Annotated in this window: 12 protein-coding genes and 1 tRNA gene; 6 read left to right on the plus strand and 7 right to left on the minus strand. The window is 43.3% G+C overall.

Annotated elements, in window-relative coordinates; all coding sequences use genetic code 11:
* Positions 1-329 precede the first annotated feature (329 nt).
* From LCH52_01575 to LCH52_01585, 3 genes are all read left to right on the plus strand, one after another.
* A complete protein-coding gene (locus LCH52_01575; GenBank protein ID MCA0387164.1) occupies positions 330-1,277 on the plus strand; it encodes a hypothetical protein in 948 nt (315 codons plus the stop codon).
* Positions 1,278-1,476: 199 nt separating this feature from the next.
* Entirely contained in the window at positions 1,477-2,160 is a 684-nt protein-coding gene (locus LCH52_01580; GenBank protein MCA0387165.1) for a hypothetical protein, read from the plus strand.
* Between the two features lie 123 nt (positions 2,161-2,283).
* Positions 2,284-2,375, plus strand: a tRNA-Ser gene (locus tag LCH52_01585).
* Positions 2,376-2,430: 55 nt separating this feature from the next.
* On the opposite strand, the gene LCH52_01590 is transcribed toward LCH52_01585, so the two are convergent.
* The 3 genes from LCH52_01590 to LCH52_01600 form a co-directional block, all read right to left on the minus strand.
* Positions 2,431-4,386, minus strand: coding sequence for a tetratricopeptide repeat-containing sensor histidine kinase (locus tag LCH52_01590; protein ID MCA0387166.1), 1,956 nt, complete (start codon positions 4,384-4,386; stop codon positions 2,431-2,433).
* Positions 4,387-4,458: 72 nt separating this feature from the next.
* Positions 4,459-5,862, minus strand: a complete 1,404-nt coding sequence (locus LCH52_01595) for a HAMP domain-containing histidine kinase (GenBank protein ID MCA0387167.1) — start codon at positions 5,860-5,862, stop codon at positions 4,459-4,461.
* Positions 5,855-6,526 (minus strand): response regulator transcription factor, encoded by a 672-nt coding sequence (locus LCH52_01600; protein MCA0387168.1) that lies wholly within the window; start codon positions 6,524-6,526, stop codon positions 5,855-5,857. Before LCH52_01600 ends, LCH52_01595 begins: the two co-directional genes overlap by 8 nt.
* Before the next feature lie 152 nt (positions 6,527-6,678).
* Between LCH52_01600 and LCH52_01605 the strand changes: the two genes are divergently transcribed.
* Positions 6,679-8,409, plus strand: a complete 1,731-nt coding sequence (locus LCH52_01605; protein ID MCA0387169.1) for a T9SS type A sorting domain-containing protein — start codon at positions 6,679-6,681, stop codon at positions 8,407-8,409.
* A gap of 223 nt (positions 8,410-8,632) precedes the next feature.
* Here the strand turns inward: LCH52_01605 and LCH52_01610 are convergent, their stop codons facing one another.
* Together LCH52_01610 and LCH52_01615 are read right to left on the minus strand one after the other, a co-directional pair.
* Positions 8,633-9,586 carry a DUF4249 domain-containing protein gene (locus LCH52_01610; protein ID MCA0387170.1) on the minus strand — a complete coding sequence of 318 codons (954 nt, stop codon included), beginning with the start codon at positions 9,584-9,586 and terminating at the stop codon, positions 8,633-8,635.
* Positions 9,583-11,814: a TonB-dependent receptor gene (locus tag LCH52_01615; GenBank protein MCA0387171.1), complete on the minus strand. Its 2,232-nt coding sequence runs from the start codon at positions 11,812-11,814 to the stop codon at positions 9,583-9,585. Before LCH52_01615 ends, LCH52_01610 begins: the two co-directional genes overlap by 4 nt.
* 142 nt (positions 11,815-11,956) lie before the next feature.
* Between LCH52_01615 and LCH52_01620 the strand changes: the two genes are divergently transcribed.
* Positions 11,957-12,964 (plus strand): response regulator, encoded by a 1,008-nt coding sequence (locus LCH52_01620; protein ID MCA0387172.1) that lies wholly within the window; start codon positions 11,957-11,959, stop codon positions 12,962-12,964.
* Here LCH52_01620 and rpiA read toward each other — a convergent pair.
* Complete coding sequence (gene rpiA / locus LCH52_01625) at positions 12,942-13,688, minus strand: ribose-5-phosphate isomerase RpiA (protein MCA0387173.1); 747 nt, start codon at positions 13,686-13,688, stop codon at positions 12,942-12,944. The genes LCH52_01620 and rpiA overlap by 23 nt on opposite strands.
* Positions 13,689-13,771: 83 nt before the next feature.
* Here rpiA and LCH52_01630 point away from each other — a divergent pair, with 83 nt between their 5' ends.
* Positions 13,772-14,635 (plus strand): lytic transglycosylase domain-containing protein, encoded by an 864-nt coding sequence (locus tag LCH52_01630; GenBank protein MCA0387174.1) that lies wholly within the window; start codon positions 13,772-13,774, stop codon positions 14,633-14,635.
* Between the two features lie 27 nt (positions 14,636-14,662).
* Here the strand turns inward: LCH52_01630 and LCH52_01635 are convergent, their stop codons facing one another.
* Positions 14,663-17,629 carry a PAS domain S-box protein gene (locus tag LCH52_01635; GenBank protein ID MCA0387175.1) on the minus strand — a complete coding sequence of 989 codons (2,967 nt, stop codon included), beginning with the start codon at positions 17,627-17,629 and terminating at the stop codon, positions 14,663-14,665.
* Between the last annotated feature and the right edge of the window lie 116 nt (positions 17,630-17,745).

The raw sequence follows: 17,745 nt of genomic DNA on the forward strand, positions 1-17,745 counted from the left end.
GATGCTTAGTTCTTAAAAGATCAATAATTGAAAATTTACTATTCAGAAATTAATGATTTTCCCCGACTTTACCTCAACCAGGATGTTTTTTGTTTTGGCAAAGTAATTTATGCTTGATTAATTCCCACATCTGCGTTTTTCCCTCTAATCTGTGTGTATCGGCGTTCCTACACACATGTCGCCACAAGGGCTCAAAATCCTCTCTGCGTTCTTCCGTCCATTCCGCGTGTATCTGCGTCCTCTAAAAAAATCCTCCCGTTTCACCCTTTTTTCCGATAAATTTATTAAGTTACGGGCGACCTAACTTAAACTTGTTCGAGGAGTGAAACATGAAAAGGTTGTTACTGTTTTCGTTCATGATTCTGGTCGCGTTTAATAGTGTTTCAAGTGCCGGGTCAAAGGGTCCGACACTTACCACCGTCACAGAATCCATACTCAATTTTATGGATGACGGCAGATGGTATCCCAAGACTGTATGGAATATTCTCGGGATGCAGAGCGGGGAAGAACTAAAAACTACCATCAAAGATATGAATGGTAAGATCGTTGCAGATGCAACATGGCAGTTTACCGCCAACTATGACGGTGAATGGGCAAAAGTAACAGATTGTCTTAAATTCTCACCAACAGGTCACCCAACCACAGCTTTCGACAAGCTGCCCGTCTTCGCACCGGCAAACTATAAACTTGAAATCTACGCCGGCGGGAAACTGATCTGGGAAACTCCTTTCGAAATCACTAAAACCGTGAAAGCCGGAAAGGCAAGGTATGCCTGCACCGGTCCCTGGCAGGACATTGCATACATCTATGAAGATGACGGTTCAAACGGAGGTATTGTGTCATTCTGGTTTGCAGGTCCAACCGATGTGAAGTGGTTCTGGGAAAACAATGACGGATACGAGCGAACCATGGAGCTGAGATCGGAAGTGATCAAAAATGGTGAGGTACTGGTTACAAAAGGTCCTGAACAGTACGATCATTTTACCAGCTACCCGGGTCAAACAAGAAAATTCGGAAAATCGGTTGCCTACACAATGGATTTCAAACCGAAAGTAATGGCCAAGGACGGCGAGTACAGAATTGTGATCTATGCAAGCGACCAGTATAAAAACCAGTGGAATCCGATTGTCGATTTTACCTTCCCGGTTGTCAACGGTAAAATTCCGATAAACGAGGAGCTCTCGGGGGAGAAGTCAGACCCTCTCCACAGGTGCATTACATCGTCTGCTTATTATAAAAAAGGAGCCGTGAAGAACACCGTACCAAACTATCGTTAACAGGCTGAAAACTTGGAATAAGGGCGGTCTCTAAGGCGGCTGCCCTTTTCTGTTTTCTATTTGACAGGTCACCCGATTTAAGCAAGGGAACAGCATTAAACCGTTTGCGCATCTCCCGTCACAGCCAATATTTAATACTTTACATTTAAAATCTAATCTGTTATATTAAATTTAATTTAAAAACATTTTTGAGCCATATATGAAAAAATTCATTTTACTCGTTTTGATCGCATTTCCGGTTTATTCGCAAATGATAATATCCGGTGGTCCTGATTTCTTTTTCACCAAATCTTCGGGGCTTGATGGATTCGTTGAGAGGTACAACACCACCCGTTCTTCGATCCTGACAAAGAAGATGGAATCACTCGGAACAATGACTGGATGGAACATCAATCTTGGATTCGCCATGGGAATAGCGTTCGATATTGGTTACTCGTCCCACAAAGGTCAATTGAGGGCTGAAACTGATCCATTAAGGACCACAGGTGGTGGCACCTTTAGAGAAGTGGATATCAGTGTAGGCAATTTCATGATCGGCACGGGAGTAGTGGTCGCCTCTGAAAAGAATTTCGGGCTCATTTTTCCATATGTTGAGGCGAATCTTCAGACCATGAGTTTCGAGACACGCACCAACACTCAATCAAAATCGGGAGATGTGGGTATGATCGGCAATATGGGAATCGGAGGGAAGATTGCGATCGGCATTGGAAGTTCGTTTGCGCTGCTTATTCATCCGTCCTATAACTTCGGTCTTCTTGATGCCAATTTCAGCGATATCTATGATGCCACCAATACATCTTACGACTCTTTCTCTGACCAGACCAAGGGTTCTTTCGGCGGTTTTCATCTCAGAATCGGTCTGGCTCTTTTGATACAAGACTGAAAAAAAAGTGTTAAATCACCGGTTATTGATCATTTAAAGATTGGTAAAATCGGGCGACCAACTTTCCATTTTTCTTTTTGACAGAAAAGACATATATTTGTGGTCTAACTTTATCCTGTTTCCGGAGGGGTGGGAGAGTGGCTTAATCCAACGGTTTGCTAAACCGTCGTAGGGATTATACCTTACCGCGGGTTCGAATCCCGCCCCCTCCGCCAGTTTTGTCCCCTGAAACGGGGACTTTTTTATTTTAAAGAGCCTGCAGGAATCTGCTCACAAAGGTACGGCAAGAGTAAATTTGCTGCCTCTTCCCGGTTCCGATTCGACAGATATTTTGCATTTGTGAATATCAGCGAGTTCTTTAACCAGTTTTAAGCCAAGACCCGTTCCCTTTTCGTTTCCGGTCCCCGAGGTTGACTCGTTCAGACTGTTATCGAAAAGTGACTGTCGAACATTTTCGTCCATTCCTGTCCCGTGGTCAAGAACAGAGAGCTCCAGGGAGTCAGATTTTTTTGTCGCTTCCATTTGGATGGAACTGTCGGGATATGAAAATTTTATGGCATTATTGAGCAGATTACCCAGAATTGTCTCCAAAATATATCTGTCGCCTGTAAAACCAACATCCTCCGGCAATTTAATCATCACTTTAATATTCTTGGCACTTGCAGAAGATTCAAATGATTCCATAACAGTGGAAAATATATCAGAGACTTTCAACTCGACGGGGTTGACCACAAGCTCTCCCCTCTGAGCCCTTGCCCATGTAAGAAGGTTGTTCAGCAGTTGAGAAAGATGTCCCGATGTTTTGTTAATCGACTTTGCCATGTCCTTTCTTTCTTCATCGTCCATCTCCTCATAATCATCGTGCAAAATTTCGGCAAGATTTTTTACCGCAAAGAAGGGGTTTTTAAGATCGTGAGCCAGAATGGAAAAGAACCTGTCTTTTGAAGAGTTTAATTCCACCAAAAGAAGTTTGGCTTTTTTCTCCGATTTGTAACGAAGAATCATCAGGAGAATTCCGCCGATGACGAGGATGGAAACAATGATCAGGAAAGAGGTTGTCACCTTCTGGTATTCGACATCTTTTCTAAGCACTTCATTTTCCCGGTCTTTTCTTTCGGTCATGAAAGCAGTCTGGAGGTCTGCTATTTTGTTCAATGTAGTTTGACTGAATATTTTGTCCTTCAGAAGTGCATGTTCTCTCAGAGCGATATAAGCCTGTTTGTAGTCACCCTGCATCACAGCAAGGTCGGTCAGGTATTCGTAAACGACGAGCAGTTGATCCAGATGACCCGTTTTTTCAGATTCTGATTTTGCAAAATCGAGGGATTTTTGTGCGGCAACCAGATCTCCAAGCTCCATGTAAATTTTTGCCATTATGTTGGTGTTTATTATCTCCCCGTACTTGTTTTCAATTTTTATGTCGATTTCAATCGATTTCCGGGAATATTCAAGAGCGGTTTTGAGTTCTCTCTTTTTAAAGTATACCTCACTCATACCGCGGAGCGCCTGGCTGACGCCTTTTAGATAGTTTATCGCTTTGCTGTTTTCAATTGCCTTTAAAAAAGATTCTTTGGCTTTGTCGAGTTCTCCGAGCTGTGTATAGGCATTTGCGATGTTAATGAGGGATTTTGCATAACCTCTTTTGTCGTCTCTCTCGAGCCTGAGAGCTGCAGATCTTTTAAAGTAATCGAGAGCTTTTGCATAGTCCTGTTGTATCAGATACACCTCACCGATGTCGTTGAGGGCATAAGCCATTCCTTGCTTGTCACCGATATTTTCGAAAATATGAAAAGCATGCATCATGTTTTCGAGAGCGGCAGAGTAGAGTGCATTTTTGAAAAAATAGTCACCAAGATTGTTGTAGGAGTAGGCTATCTGAGTAGAGTCGCCGACCAGTTTTGCATACTTGAACGACTCATTGTAATAGTAGTAGGCAGAGTCCAGATTCCCAGTTTCCGAATGAATTACACCGAAATAGTCGAGTATCAAACCTTTGTTTTTCGAATCACCGAGCTTTTCGTAAATACCGAGAGCCTCCCAGCCGAATTTCAGGGCGAGTGAGGGGTTATTGGTTCTGTTGTCCCAGCAGATGCGGGAGAGAATACCTGCTTTGGAAGTGTCGTCGAGGGCCTGTATTGATTTAAGAACGCTGTCCAATTTGGGCTGGGCAAGAATCAGCGGAGTAAACAGCAGAAGAAGTAGAGCGGAAATTTTCAGCTTGCTCAATAAATCATATATTTTCATATAATTAACTTACAAAATTTTCAATCGATAATAAAACCGGATAAACAAAAATTATTAATCCTGTTCCACATTAATCGCAGGGAAAGTAACAGTAATTTTTGTTCCTTTGGGAGAATTGTCGGTAAGTGAAATATTGCCATCAAACCCGCTTATAATCGTTTTAGCGAGGGATAAGCCAAGTCCATACCCGTTAATGCCATATTTTTCAGCATTGGTAGCCCGATAGAAACTTGTGAAGACCTTTTCCCTCTCTTCTTCGGGGATTCCAATTCCGTTATCCTCGACAATAATGGATGCGGTACCGTTTACCCGCTTTAGAGCGAGTACAACTTTTTCATTTTCATCCGAATATTTCAGACCGTTCTCGACCAGATTCCCGACAACCATCGCAATGAGGTCTGCATCGCCTTTCACAAACACTGAGTGTTCGATTTCAGATAAAATTCTTTTATTGTCTTTTCCTGCGGAATCTTCAACGATTTTCGACAGATTGATAATCGAGCCGTTTTTCTCTCCCTCCATTTTAATTTTTGAGAGGGTGAGAAGTTTTTTAACAATGGCAATCATTTTTTCCGTTTGAGAATCGAGAACCCTGAAAGCATCCATGTATTCCTGTTTGGTTCTCTCCCGCCGCATTGCAAATTCAATTTCTGTTTTCATGGCAGTAAGGGGATTCATCAACTGATGCGAGGCATTGTTGTTGAAGCCGCTTATTTGTGAGAACTCAAATTCGAGCCGGTTGAACAACTGGTTCAGAGTGTCGCGGAGTCCGCCGATGGGGTCTTCGGGTTCAGCCTGGTTTTCGATTCTGCCGTTCAGATTGTTTGCAGAAATCGACTTTGCAACATTCACAATCTCCTTAACCGGACGAAAAGTTCTTCGCGAGATGTAAACAGAGACCGGAATTATAACCAGAATAGTGATAAAAATCAGGAGTGCATGGTACTTGATCGATTCGTCAAGCCTTCTAAAAAGTTCGTTGTTAAGTGTCGAGAGTTGCAGAATTGCTTTTTTGCCCTCCCTGGAATTGATTGCGGAGTAATATACCCGGAGATTGTTTTCACCGATTTCCACATCATCGTAGAGGGGAAGTTCCAACGGATCGGCAAGGGGCTTTTCGATTTGATTGAATTTACCGATGTTTTCGCTTAAAAGAAGGTTTTTACCGTTCAAATCATAAATTTGAAGCAGGAAGGGGTGCTGTGTGATTTCGTGAAAATCCCTTTCGGCAAGCTCTACATTGCTTACAATCCTGATGGAATCGTTTTCGTAAGAGAGGGTGTTCAGAAGTTTTTCAGTTTCGTGCCTTAAGCTGTTGTCCACCGAGTTTTGCAAAATTTTTCTGATCGAAAAAATCGAAAAGACGGAAAAAATCATGAAAAAGGAGATGAAAAGGAAGAGTATCCAAAAAAAGATGTTTCTGACAGAAAAAGTAAAGACGCTTCTGATTTTATTCATCAACCGAGAAAAAATAGCCTTCACCATAGACATTTTTTATAAATTTCTTTTCAGAAAACTCTGCGAGTCTTTTTCTGATGTTTTTTATTGAAGCTTCTACAAAGTTGGTTTGGGGAATGAAATCGAGCCCCCAGACCCCTTTGATAATGTTTTCTTTTGAAACGAGTTTGTTTCTGTTCTCGAGAAAGAATTTAAGGATATCAAATTCTTTTTCGGTGAGTTTTATATTCCCGGCACTACACTCAAGTGTGCGGGCAAGAAGATCGAGAGAGAAAACATCGAAATGGATCACCTCGTTTGTCTTGTCGTATCTTCTGCTGACAGCCATCACCCTTGCAATCAGTTCTTCAAATGAGAAGGGTTTTGTGATGTAGTCGTCTGCACCGTGGTTGAGGCCCTCGACAACATTTGAGACATTTCCCATTGCGGTCAGAAGAATAATGGGGGTCGAGATGCCTTCCTTCCGGATTCTGCGACAGAGATCGATGCCGTTCAGTTTTGGCATCACCCAGTCGAGAATAATGATATCAAACTTGAGGTTTTGCAGCAATTCCCACCCTCTTTCGCCGTCAAAAGCGATGGTTGCATTATGCCCTTCCTCCTGAAAAAGTTTCTTCAGGGAGAGGGTAAGTTGTTCTTCATCATCAACGATAAGGATGTTCATTTAATAATTTTCAGTTATTGACACAAAAACATATTTAATAACGATGAGAATAAAAAATGAATATTTTTTCATATTTGTTTATAATGCAGATATCTTAAAAAGAGTTAAGTTTGAATTGAAAGCGATCAATTTCTCATAAAGAGGTAAAAATAATGAAAAGAATCCTAACCCTGTTGCTGGTTGCACTCACTTTTGCAGCCAATGCACAAAATTATGTTGGAGTACAATCCTGCCAGATGTGTCATCAGGGAACGCTCCGTACTTTCCCCGGCTTCAATTCGTGGAAAGCGACATTACACTCTAAAATCCATCTTCTCCCTTCGACTGAGACCATGAAAGGTGACTATTCACAAACCGTCTCGATGGGTGCTGCATATGGAAACGCTACCGTTACTTTCCGCACCTCCGGAGCAGATTATTTTATACAATTAAATCCTGTTGGCGGCTCACAAGTTGAATACAAAGTTGACTACACTTACGGTGGTGGCTGGAAACAGAGATACCTCGTAAAAATTGGCTTAAGCTATTATATTCCACCCGTACAGTGGAACCTCAAGAAATATCTTGACAACTCCACCGGAAACTGGGCGGCTTACAATCCGCAGAACTGGTTTACATCAACCGGTGCCTTGAAACCTCAGGACAATGTATTCCGTGCAAAATCATGGGATAAAAACTGTGCCGGATGCCATGTCGTTCCGGGTAACAACACCAATACAGTTACTGTAAATGTAAGTGGCACCGACACATCATGGACTTACGGCTGGGCAAACAGCAGCAGCGCTGACAATATAGTTGTTGGTTGCGAATCATGCCACGGACATCCTTCTGCATTCGCAGGACCGGGCCATGTCAACAAACTTACCGACCTTTCATACGACAGAAAACTTGATGTTTGCGGTCAGTGCCATTTCAGAGGAACCAGCAAGGGTAAAGTCTTCGAATATCCGTATGATGAAGTAACCGGTAAAACCTATCCTGTTGGCGAAGATCTCGCTGGATATGTAACTTACAAAGGCGGCTTGTGGCCCGATGGAAAAACATCGAAACAACACCACCAGCAGTCGATGGATTTCAAATACGCCAAACACTTTAACTCCAATTTTGGAATTACCTGCGTTACCTGCCATGATCCTCATCAGGAAACAGCTCAGTCGCATCAGTTGAAACAGGATTTCAACTCCCTTACACCGGGTATCGGTTGCGTTTCATGCCACGCTGACAAAGCTGCTGAAACTGGCGGTATCAACAACCACACAAAACATTCACAGTCAATCAGCCAGTGCGTTAACTGCCACATGACTCAGAATGCCACCACTGCAAGAGCTTATGACATTTCAAACCACAGCTTCATGCCAATCAGACCAAACCTGACCATTACTTATGCTAATGTCACCGGCGGTCAGATTAACACCTGTGCGGTTTCATGCCATAGAAACGGTCAGGGAACAAGAGGTACAGGTTATGCTTTCGGTATCACTGATGCAACTCTTACAGACTGGTCAGAATCAACAGATATCGCTCTCGCAGATACACTCTGGAGATATTATCAGGCAATGTGGGGAATCGTTGGTCTTGAAAAAGAAGAATCAGGAGTTCCAACAGAGTTCGCTCTAAACCAGAACTTCCCGAATCCTTTTAACCCGACTACAACGATTTCATTCAATGTAGCAAAAACAGCCAACATGCGTCTTGAAATCTTCAACGCAGCAGGCGAACTCGTGAACATCCTTGTAAATCAGGAACTTGCTCCCGGAACATATAAATATCAGTGGGACAGCAGAGCCGCCGCCGGTTATACAGTACCAAGCGGAATCTACTTCTACAGACTCGTTTCCGACAATGTAAATCTTGCTACCAAGAAAATGATCTTAATGAAGTAATGCAATAATGCAGTAATCCAATAATGCAGTAATGCAGTAATATTTTGGAATTTGAGGCTGTTCATGAAAGTGGGCAGCCTCTTTTTTTATGGCTGAGGGTTGAAGGATGATAGCTGAATAATTTCAAACTTTCAGCCTTCTCTCTTCAGCCCTCTGCCTTCTCTCTTCAGCCCTCTGCCTTCTCTCTTCAGCCCTCTGCCTTCTCTCTTCAGCCTTCAAAAATTCATCTCACTCTGTAACCGAATGAGTCGACATAATCGAGGTCAAACAACAATATCTCTCTGGTAAGCATATAGGAACCGAAGACTCCCAGACCGCCTTTCACATTTGTAAAGACATTTTCATCGAGTCTGACTGAATAGGGATCGAGATATCCGTTTACACTTGAGTAGTATTTTGCCAAATTTGTATCATAAACCAGAAGTCTCAGTTCAGCCCTAAGAACCCTGAACATCCCTTTGAAATCGTAGCCCGCAGATATCTTCTCCATTGTCGAGTCGATTGCACGGTAATCAAACGAGATCCATCTGTTGGTGTTGAATGTTGGATAGACGATTTGAAGTTGTTTATTTACGGTAAGGTAGTCAGTCGGTACCTCGATTGAGAAAACCCCCGGCTTATCATCACGCATGTAAAATATCTCCATTTTGGGGACATACAAATAGAGGTCCTGAGTTCTCCATTGCAGTGTATATCTTCCCGCAATTGAATTCTTACGGTCGTAACCGATTGCAAAAACCGATTTTTCCACATACACCTGCGGCGGGACAACAGTGACAGCCTCCAGCACCTTCCCCTCAGGAGTGACAATTTTTGCGGTAACCGGTTTTTCCGCCTGCGGTTTAAATTCAGTGGATACATATGCGGGCATTTTCTTCCCGTAACGATTGGAATCCGACCTGTCAATGAGCGTATCGCGGAACCGGTATGTGGCTCCATCCTGTGTAACCTCCACAAGACACCCGGCTATCTCGGGGGATATTGTATTCGAGGAGGGATTAAAATTTGAAACATCGTAGCTTTTTGCGACTACAATTATCTGCTTTGTCGAGTCTCCCTTAAGCGAAGAATATACAAACAGCTTCTCTTCAAACGGGAGTTTAGGAGCAAACTCCTCATCACAGGAGAGGTTTAAGAGAGAAATCAGGACAATAAAGATCAGTCCGGTGATTTTCATATTTCAATCCTTATGCTAGCTGACGGGAGGAAGGGGAGCATATCCACTCTTTCACCCGTGTCACGAATAAAATAAAAGATGTTCCTTCTGTCATAGACATTCAGAAGACTTACATCAAGATCAATTTTTGCAAAGAACAATTTGAACGATTTTGACAGACTCAGGTCAAGTCTGTGATATGAAGGGAGCCTCTGTGCGTTTCTTGCACCATAGAGGTATGAAGGGTCGTAAATCCCCTGAGCATACCACGAACTCCACGGATCCATAATGTTCCACTTGTCGTAGAAACCTGCAATACCTGTATATGGAAGACCGGAGGAGAATCGCCAGACTGCATTAAACTGCCATCCTTCCCAGAATATCCAGCCGATTTGCAGATTAACAGTATGCCTTGTGTCATATCTTGGGTTGAACTCGATCCCGTTTTTCTTTTTAAAAGAATAGCCAAGCGAATAGGAGCCTTTAAAGAAAAAGGTCTGAAACGAAACATCGAAACTGAAATCGAGGCCGTATGATCTTCCGTCTGCCTGAACAAAATCGGGATCAAGATTTGTATATTTCAATTCATTTATATCGACGAGATTATCGATGTCCTTGTAATATCCCTCAACCGAGAGCTTGCACCACTCGGTCAGATAGTAGTCAATACCACCGATCAGGTGGGTTGCCTGAGCGGGTTTAAGATAGTCGGGCACAACCACCCACGGTTCAAAAATCGAGATGAGCTCTTCCTCGTTTGAGAGGGTCACGAGATTCTGCGAAAACCTGCCGACACCGAGTCGAAAGGCAAGAATTGGAAGTGGCACCCAGGTAACATTAAGCCTCGGCTCGAGAAAGAACGGACTCTTCTCCGATGCCGATACAACATTAAGCCGCATTCCGGCGTCCACTCTAAAAGTTTCATAGCGGAGAAGTTTGTATTTTACATACGCTACCATGTCAAGTCCGCGCTGCCTGAGTTCGGTCTTGCTGCCAAACAGATTGGTAAGTTTCAACTCGGTAGTGAGAATTTTATTGTGAAAACCTGCCCACAGCTCATCCCTGCTGTCAAAGATATAAGTAAAATCCCAGTTGCTTGTGAAATCGGCAATGATGTTTTTTCGCGGTTTCGAAGTTGTCAGATTCGGTACCACCTCCCCCTCGAAAGTGGTGTAAGTGAACGACATATTGGAGTAGAGAGGGGAAGCCCAAACCTGGTACCAGTTCAAACCAAAACTTGAATTGTTGAAGTAATAGTCCTCTTTTGCCAGATTTTTGTTCTCAATTTTGTCATCGCTGAAGAAGCCGTGCACTGTAAACCAGCCGTTTTCATAAAATTCGGGATTTGAATAGTTAACCTTAAAGGAGAGATCGTAAAACTCAAAAGGTGCAGCCCTGTTGTTCAGGAATTTCTGTACAGCTTCCGGTCTGTAACTTTTTCTGCCGGTAAAAAGGAATGAACCGCCCGGAATCGGGCCCTCAAATGACATTTTCCCCGACATGGTGCTCGCTGCCGCAGTGCCGACAAATCTGTTTTTATTCCCGTCACGGGTTACTACATTCAGAATCGAGGAGAGTCTGCCGCCATATTCGGAGGTGAAGCCCCCTTTGTAAAACTCGAGCATCTTGATCATCTCCGGATCGATTACAGAAAACAATCCAAGGGCATGAAACGGGTTATAAAGCACCGATCCGTTAATTACAACGGCATTTTGATCACTTCCACCTCCTCTGACATAGTACCGTGCAGTAATGTCCCCGGTGGATGTAACCCCGGGCGATACTTTTAGTGCCCTGAGCATGTCGGCTTCGACTCCTGCGGGAACCGACTTGATCTGCTGGAGCGGTATCTGCTCTATGCTTATGGAGGGGTCGTTAAGTTCGGGTCTTCGAGTCCCCGTGATCGAAACTTCATCAAGAGTGATTGCTGACGGCATCAGGGCGATGTTCAGTTGAGTAATCGTGTTTTTGATTATCCTCACTTCAACTTCACGGGTAATATATCCGATATTTGAAATTCTTATGGTATGCTTCCCTGTAGAGATACCGGGGATAAAATAATATCCCTGCAAATCGGTTGATGCCCCGCGGCTTGCGCCGACAAGAATTACATTTGCAGAAATAATGGAGTTACCGTTCGTTGAATCTGTTACAAAACCTCTTAGAGTACCTGTGCTTTGTGAGAAGAGGAGAGTCTGAAGAATCAAGGAGGCAAAAACCAGTTGCTTGAGTGAGATGTTCTTTGTCAAAAGGGAGACTTGTTTTGTTAATTTTAATAGTTTTGTTATCAAATTTAATCATTTTTACCCTTTTTTAAGAGAATGGTAAAAATTTAGTGTTAATCGTCCGATTTTATTTATTTTTGCCTGATACATTCTACGAGAGATTGAAATGAAGAGAATTCTGGTTGTTGATGATGAAGAATCGAATATTCTGATACTAAAAACAGTGCTTGCTGATTGCGGCTATCAGATTTTCAAGGCGAATAACGGGGAAGAGGCTCTCAGGCTTCATCAGGCAGAACCTTTTGATATGATAATTACCGACTGGATGATGCCCCTAATGGACGGGATTATTCTCACCTCGACCATCAGGCTTCATCGTATCGGGAGCCCGGTTATCATTCTGATTACTTCACTCGCGATTGAAGGAGCCCGGGAGAGGGCAATGATGTGTGGCGCCGACTTCTATCTTCAGAAGCCGCTGGTTCCTGATGTGGTAAGGAACATGGTCAGCAACGGATTCAAAAGACAGGAATCGGGAAATGTAAAAATCAGGATACCCGAAGCGACGGCGATCAGACAGTCTGTCCCTTTTTCTGCAGTCGGAATTGCAGCCAGTACCGGTGGTCCCGCTGTTCTCGTGGAGTTTATGAAAACCCTCACTCTGGACAGCAGATTAAGCTATTTCATTGTTCAGCACGGACCTGACTGGATGATTGAGACTTTTGCAAAAAGCCTTGCGAATCTTACGAAGCATGAAATAATTTTGCCCGATGAGAGACAACCGGTGAAGCCGGGGAAAATCTACCTCGCTCCCGGTGACTTCCACCTGACAATCGAAAGCAACAGCCTCACTTTCCGGCTCGAAGACACTCCACTGATAAATTTCGTAAGACCTTCGGCTGACCCTCTGTTTTATTCGATTGCCAATTCGTTCGGCATTAAATCGATGGGTGTGGTTTTGTCGGGTATGGGGTGCGACGGATCAGCAGGTGCAGCGAAAATAAAATCAGTCGGCGGACAGGTATTTGTGCAGGACCCTGCCGAGGCAGTCGTGCCATCGATGCCACAGGCAACTCTGGACCTGGAGGCAGGCATAAGGAGTTATAAAGCAGGCGAAATAAACGATCAGATTAGAAACAGGTTACGGCAAATCAGTTCGATCGCATATACTTGAGAGCCTTAAACAAGCTGTCAAATTTATGAATTTCACCGAACCTGATTTCATTCACACCCACTTCAGATGCAACAATTATAACATCTGCCAGGTTATGAAATATGCCATGACCTGCAATCCCGGCTCTTGAGTCAAGAAGTTTCGAGAGTTTGTTTGCATCCGGTATCTCACCAAAATTTGTATCCAGTATATAGTTGCCGTTATCGGTTATATAGGGGTCGCCGGAAGCGTCAAGTCTTAATTGTGATACAGCATTCAGGGTTTTAAGGTATTCAGCCTCTACTGCTGCTGCCATCGGGAAAACCTCAAGCGGCACAGCCCATCTTTCTCCAATTTTCTCGGAAAGTTTTGATTCGTCAACGATGATTACCCTGAGTCCTGAGTTCTGTGCAACAATTTTTTCCCTTATGAGTGCTCCGCCTCCTCCTTTTATCATGTCGAATGCACCGTCGACTTCGTCAGCACCGTCGATATAGATATCAAGAGTGGTAACCCGTGAAAAAGTAATCAGGGGAATTCCAAGTTCAGTAGCGATTTTTTCGGTAGCACTTGAGGTCGCAATGCCCTCAATATTCTTTAGTGTACCGTTTTTTAGGTTGTTTGCCAGGTGTTCAAGAGCGAATTTTACAGTGGAGCCTGTGCCCAAACCAACCTTGTAGCCGCTTTTCACATATTTCAGTGAAGCGAGGGCTGCCAGTTCTTTGAGAGTATCAGTTTTGGTCATAGTAACCGGTTACTTAAATTTTCAACAATGATTTCTAAAAATACGGAATTACCCGTTTACATATTTAAATTCTGTGAGTAAAAATGCAAAAAATTCTTAACTTTTCTACACTTCTTCTTATCGCTTTGTTCCTGTCGGGATCAAAGATAACTGACACCCCGAAACCGTGGGTTTTTAATCCGGTTCTGCCTTCCGAAATTACTGTTTTTGGTGAAAGAGTTCCCCTTGAAGACCCTGAGGTGAGGGAGAGAGTTGAGAACGAAATCATACTTATGAGCAGACAGGAGCACCTGATGCTTCGCTATTTTAAGAGATCGGGGAAGTGGTTCAAAAAATTTGATGAAATCCTCACCCGCGAGGGTGTCCCCACAGATTTTAAATATCTTGCTGTTGTCGAAAGCGGACTTGACAACCTTGTTTCATCAGCAAAAGCTGCAGGATTCTGGCAGTTCCTCGACGAGACTGGTCGTCAGTTTGGATTGAAAATAAATCAGGAGATCGACGAGAGATATGACCCTGAAAAATCTGCCATGGCAGCGGTAAGATACCTGAAAATGGCAAAGGGTAAATTTGGTACATGGGCAGCGGCTGCCGGTTCGTATAACTGTGGAATGGGTGGCATGGAGACGAGAATCGCTTCCCAAAAAACGAGGGGATATTACGATCTCCTCCTTCCCGATGAGACAATGAAGTATGTCCCCAGAATTGCCGCCATGAAACTGATTTTTGAAGATCCTGCAAAATATGGCTACATCGTGAACGAGAACGACTACTGGAAACCGAACGCAGGCAGGGAAATACAAATAACCGAGACCATCAGTGACCTCGCAGCATACGCAGTCCAGAATGGTACAACATACAAAACCTTGCGCTACCTGAATCCATGGATCAGAGGCACGAAACTGACCGCTGCAAAAGGTTCGCCGGTTACCATCAAACTCCCGTAGGTTGAAAAGGAGTCAAACTTCAAATATTCAATTCTGGTCGCCGGAATCGTGAGAAAAAACCGAATCGACAAACTCCTTTAGTTCTGCCTTGGAGAATGGCTTCGCGAGATAATGGGAAAACCCGTGTTTGATAAAGATGTCTTCCTGCCCCGACATGGCATAAGCAGTAATTGCCACTTTGGGGATTTTTGAATATTTGGGGTCGTCTTTTATTTTCTGAACGAAGTCGATCCCTGAGATTCCCCGTCCGAGATTGATATCCAGCAAAAACGCATCAAAATCCTTGTCTCCAAGCTGTTTAAGTGCCTTTTCAGCTGATCTATAAGTTTCGATATCATAGTCAGATTCGAGTACCTTGGTGGTAAACCAGATGGAGGCATCATCATCTTCAACGAAAAGAATTCTTTTCCTCCCTTCTGTGGTTGTTTTATTTTCGTTCTTGCCGGTATTTATTTCATCCACCTGCATAGTCTTTGATCTATTCTCAATCTCACACCATGGAAGGGTAATGGTGAAAACCGTTCCGAATCCAAGCCGGCTTTGTAATTCAATATTACCCCCAAGGAGATCAATATATTTTTTTACAATTGAGAGTCCTAAACCTGTCCCTTCAAACTGCCGGCCGTATCCTTCGCTCGCCTGACGAAACTCATCAAAAATCAGACTTTGTGCATCTTCCGGAATTCCGATACCGGTATCCGAAACTTTTATCAATGCCTTTTTGTCTCCATCAATCTCGAGAACCCCGGTTTCTATCTTCACTTCTCCCCGGTGAGTAAACTTGATTGCATTATTTACGAGGTTGTTTACTATACTGTCGAGCAGTCTTCTGTCCGCAATCACTCCGGCTTCCGGGTCTGAGTGTACAATCCTGAAAGCAAGCCCCTTCCCCTCCGCAAAAGCCCGGAAGGATTCGAAATCCTCTTCAACGACAGATGCGAGGCGCAATTTTTCCTCCTCGACCTCCTCCTTGCCTGATTCCACTCTAGCGAGGTCAAGAATAAGATTAAGGGTGCCCATCAATCTGACTCCGGATCGAAGTATCGACTCAACAACACTTAGAATTTCCTCATCCGTCACCATATCTTTGAGAACCTCTGTAAATCCCATCACCCCGTGGAGAGGAGTACGAAGTTCATGACTCATGTTCGCGAAGAAGCTCGATTTAGCCCTGTTTGCCTCTTCTGCCCTGTCTTTTGCTTCCATGAGTTCTTTTTCCAGATGGACACGGTCGGTGATGTCTCTTGTGATACTGATGAAATACTTCATTCCATTGAGTTCGATAACACTTGCCGACATCAAACCGTACTTTGTCCTACCATCTTTGTGCTTAAATTCAATCTGGATGTTCGTCGCACTGCCCTTCTGCATGATGTGCTCTGCGAGCCTGTTCCTGTATTCCGGTGTCGGTAGAAGCCTCAGATTTAACGCTGTATTACCCGTCACTTCCTCCTCAGCATGCCCGGTTATTTCAAGAAGACCCTGATTGTAGTCAACAATCCTGCTGGAGACCAGCTCTGTAATCATGATGGCATCTGGAGAGGTATAAAATGCCTTTGAAAATTTCTCTTCAGAAAGAGCGAGTTGTTTTTCCCGGTTTCTTATCTCGGTTCGGTCTTTGAAAACCAGAACCACACCTGTAACTTCGCCGGTTTCCAAATTATGAATTGGTGACGCACTGTGAGAGATGGGGATTTCCTCACCCGTTTTGGTGTTGAGCAGTGTATACTCAACCGATTTAACCACATCTCCTGTTTTTATTACTTCTTCAACGGGATTTTTGGCGTGATGACGGGTTGCATCATCCAAAATGTGAAAAACTGTTTCAATATTTTCTCCCCTGACTGAATCAAGACTCCACCCCGTCAACTGCTCTGCGTTTTGATTCATCTGTCTGATTTTACCGTCAGGGTCTGTCGTTATTACTCCATCTCCGATACTGTAAAAGATGGTTTTATACTCCTGACCAATTTTGTTAAGTTCCTGTTCCTTCTTTAGAATTGTGCTCAGGTACCGGCTGTTTTTTGATGAAAAATAGTAGCCAAGACTGATAAAAAGTGTCATCAGTGATAAACCAATTGTCGCAGAAAGGAGGATGGTGTCTTTTTCAATATTTGAAACAACTTCTTCTACATCCACTTTCGCTGTAAATATCCAGTTTGTCTCCCTGATTATTTTTATAACCGAAAGCACCTCTTTGCCCCGGTAATCTACCCCTTTAAAGCTGCCTTCAAAGCCTTTACTTCCTTTTACAACCGGACGATCCTCAATTTGATTACTGACTTTTAAATTTAATGGTGCATCCTCCATAAATTTTAAGGGACTTAGATAGGTCACTGAATCACCATGTGTGGTCGAAATTATGGATTCCCCGGTCGGAGAACTTACAGGCCATTTTGTGAGGATGGGGAAAAGGTGAATTGCCGGATTTGTCCTGAACACTAAAAACAATCTTTTGCTGTTCCCTCTTTTATCGAGAGGAACAATAAAATCAAAACGGTAATTTGAGTCCGAGCGGGATTTATAGATAGCTGTGAAGGAAATTATTTTGGAAGTATCAATATCCTTAATTTCATGTTGCAGTTCTGCTTCGCTGCTCCGGGATAAATCAGTCTTAACCATTATTTGACCGGATTCTTCAATTACAATAATGTCCTGATAACCAAAATTTGTTTTTACCCTGCCAAACCTCTCAACCAGTTTCGCCCTGATGGAGGAGTCCCCCGGAGTTTGCTGTAACTGATAGAGTTCGCTACCCATCAGAGGACTGCTCCTGAAGAACTTCGCATTATTCGTCCTCTCCTTCAACCAGGTCAAGATCATATCCATTTTGTAGTCGGTAATAGCCTGCAACTCTGAATATTTTCTCTTTATTACATCCTTTTTTTCATTGTTGTAGTGAAGAAACCCAAAAACAATGGAGATGCAAACAGCCACAGTTCCAAGGATAATTGCTATACGGTACTTCAACAATTTTTCTTTGAGAATATTCATATTAATGGTGTTCCGGTTTGGATGATTCAGCTTAAATCAGGTTTTGCATCCATCACAGCCGTCACGAAACAAATCACCGGTTGCGGATTGCAAATTTTACAAATGAAATATATGTA

This window comes from Bacteroidota bacterium, assembly GCA_020161395.1.
GTDB lineage: Bacteria > Bacteroidota > Ignavibacteria > Ignavibacteriales > Ignavibacteriaceae > UTCHB3.

Coding starts and splice junctions, on each gene's coding strand:
- LCH52_01580 (MCA0387165.1), top strand. CDS start 1,477: ATGAAAAAATTCATTTTACTCGTTTTGATCGCATTTCCGGTTTATTCG.
- LCH52_01605 (MCA0387169.1), top strand. CDS start 6,679: ATGAAAAGAATCCTAACCCTGTTGCTGGTTGCACTCACTTTTGCAGCC.
- LCH52_01635 (MCA0387175.1), bottom strand. CDS start 17,629: ATGAATATTCTCAAAGAAAAATTGTTGAAGTACCGTATAGCAATTATC.
- LCH52_01575 (MCA0387164.1), top strand. CDS start 330: ATGAAAAGGTTGTTACTGTTTTCGTTCATGATTCTGGTCGCGTTTAAT.
- LCH52_01620 (MCA0387172.1), top strand. CDS start 11,957: ATGAAGAGAATTCTGGTTGTTGATGATGAAGAATCGAATATTCTGATA.
- rpiA (MCA0387173.1), bottom strand. CDS start 13,688: ATGACCAAAACTGATACTCTCAAAGAACTGGCAGCCCTCGCTTCACTG.
- LCH52_01600 (MCA0387168.1), bottom strand. CDS start 6,526: ATGAACATCCTTATCGTTGATGATGAAGAACAACTTACCCTCTCCCTG.
- LCH52_01595 (MCA0387167.1), bottom strand. CDS start 5,862: ATGAATAAAATCAGAAGCGTCTTTACTTTTTCTGTCAGAAACATCTTT.
- LCH52_01630 (MCA0387174.1), top strand. CDS start 13,772: ATGCAAAAAATTCTTAACTTTTCTACACTTCTTCTTATCGCTTTGTTC.
- LCH52_01610 (MCA0387170.1), bottom strand. CDS start 9,586: ATGAAAATCACCGGACTGATCTTTATTGTCCTGATTTCTCTCTTAAAC.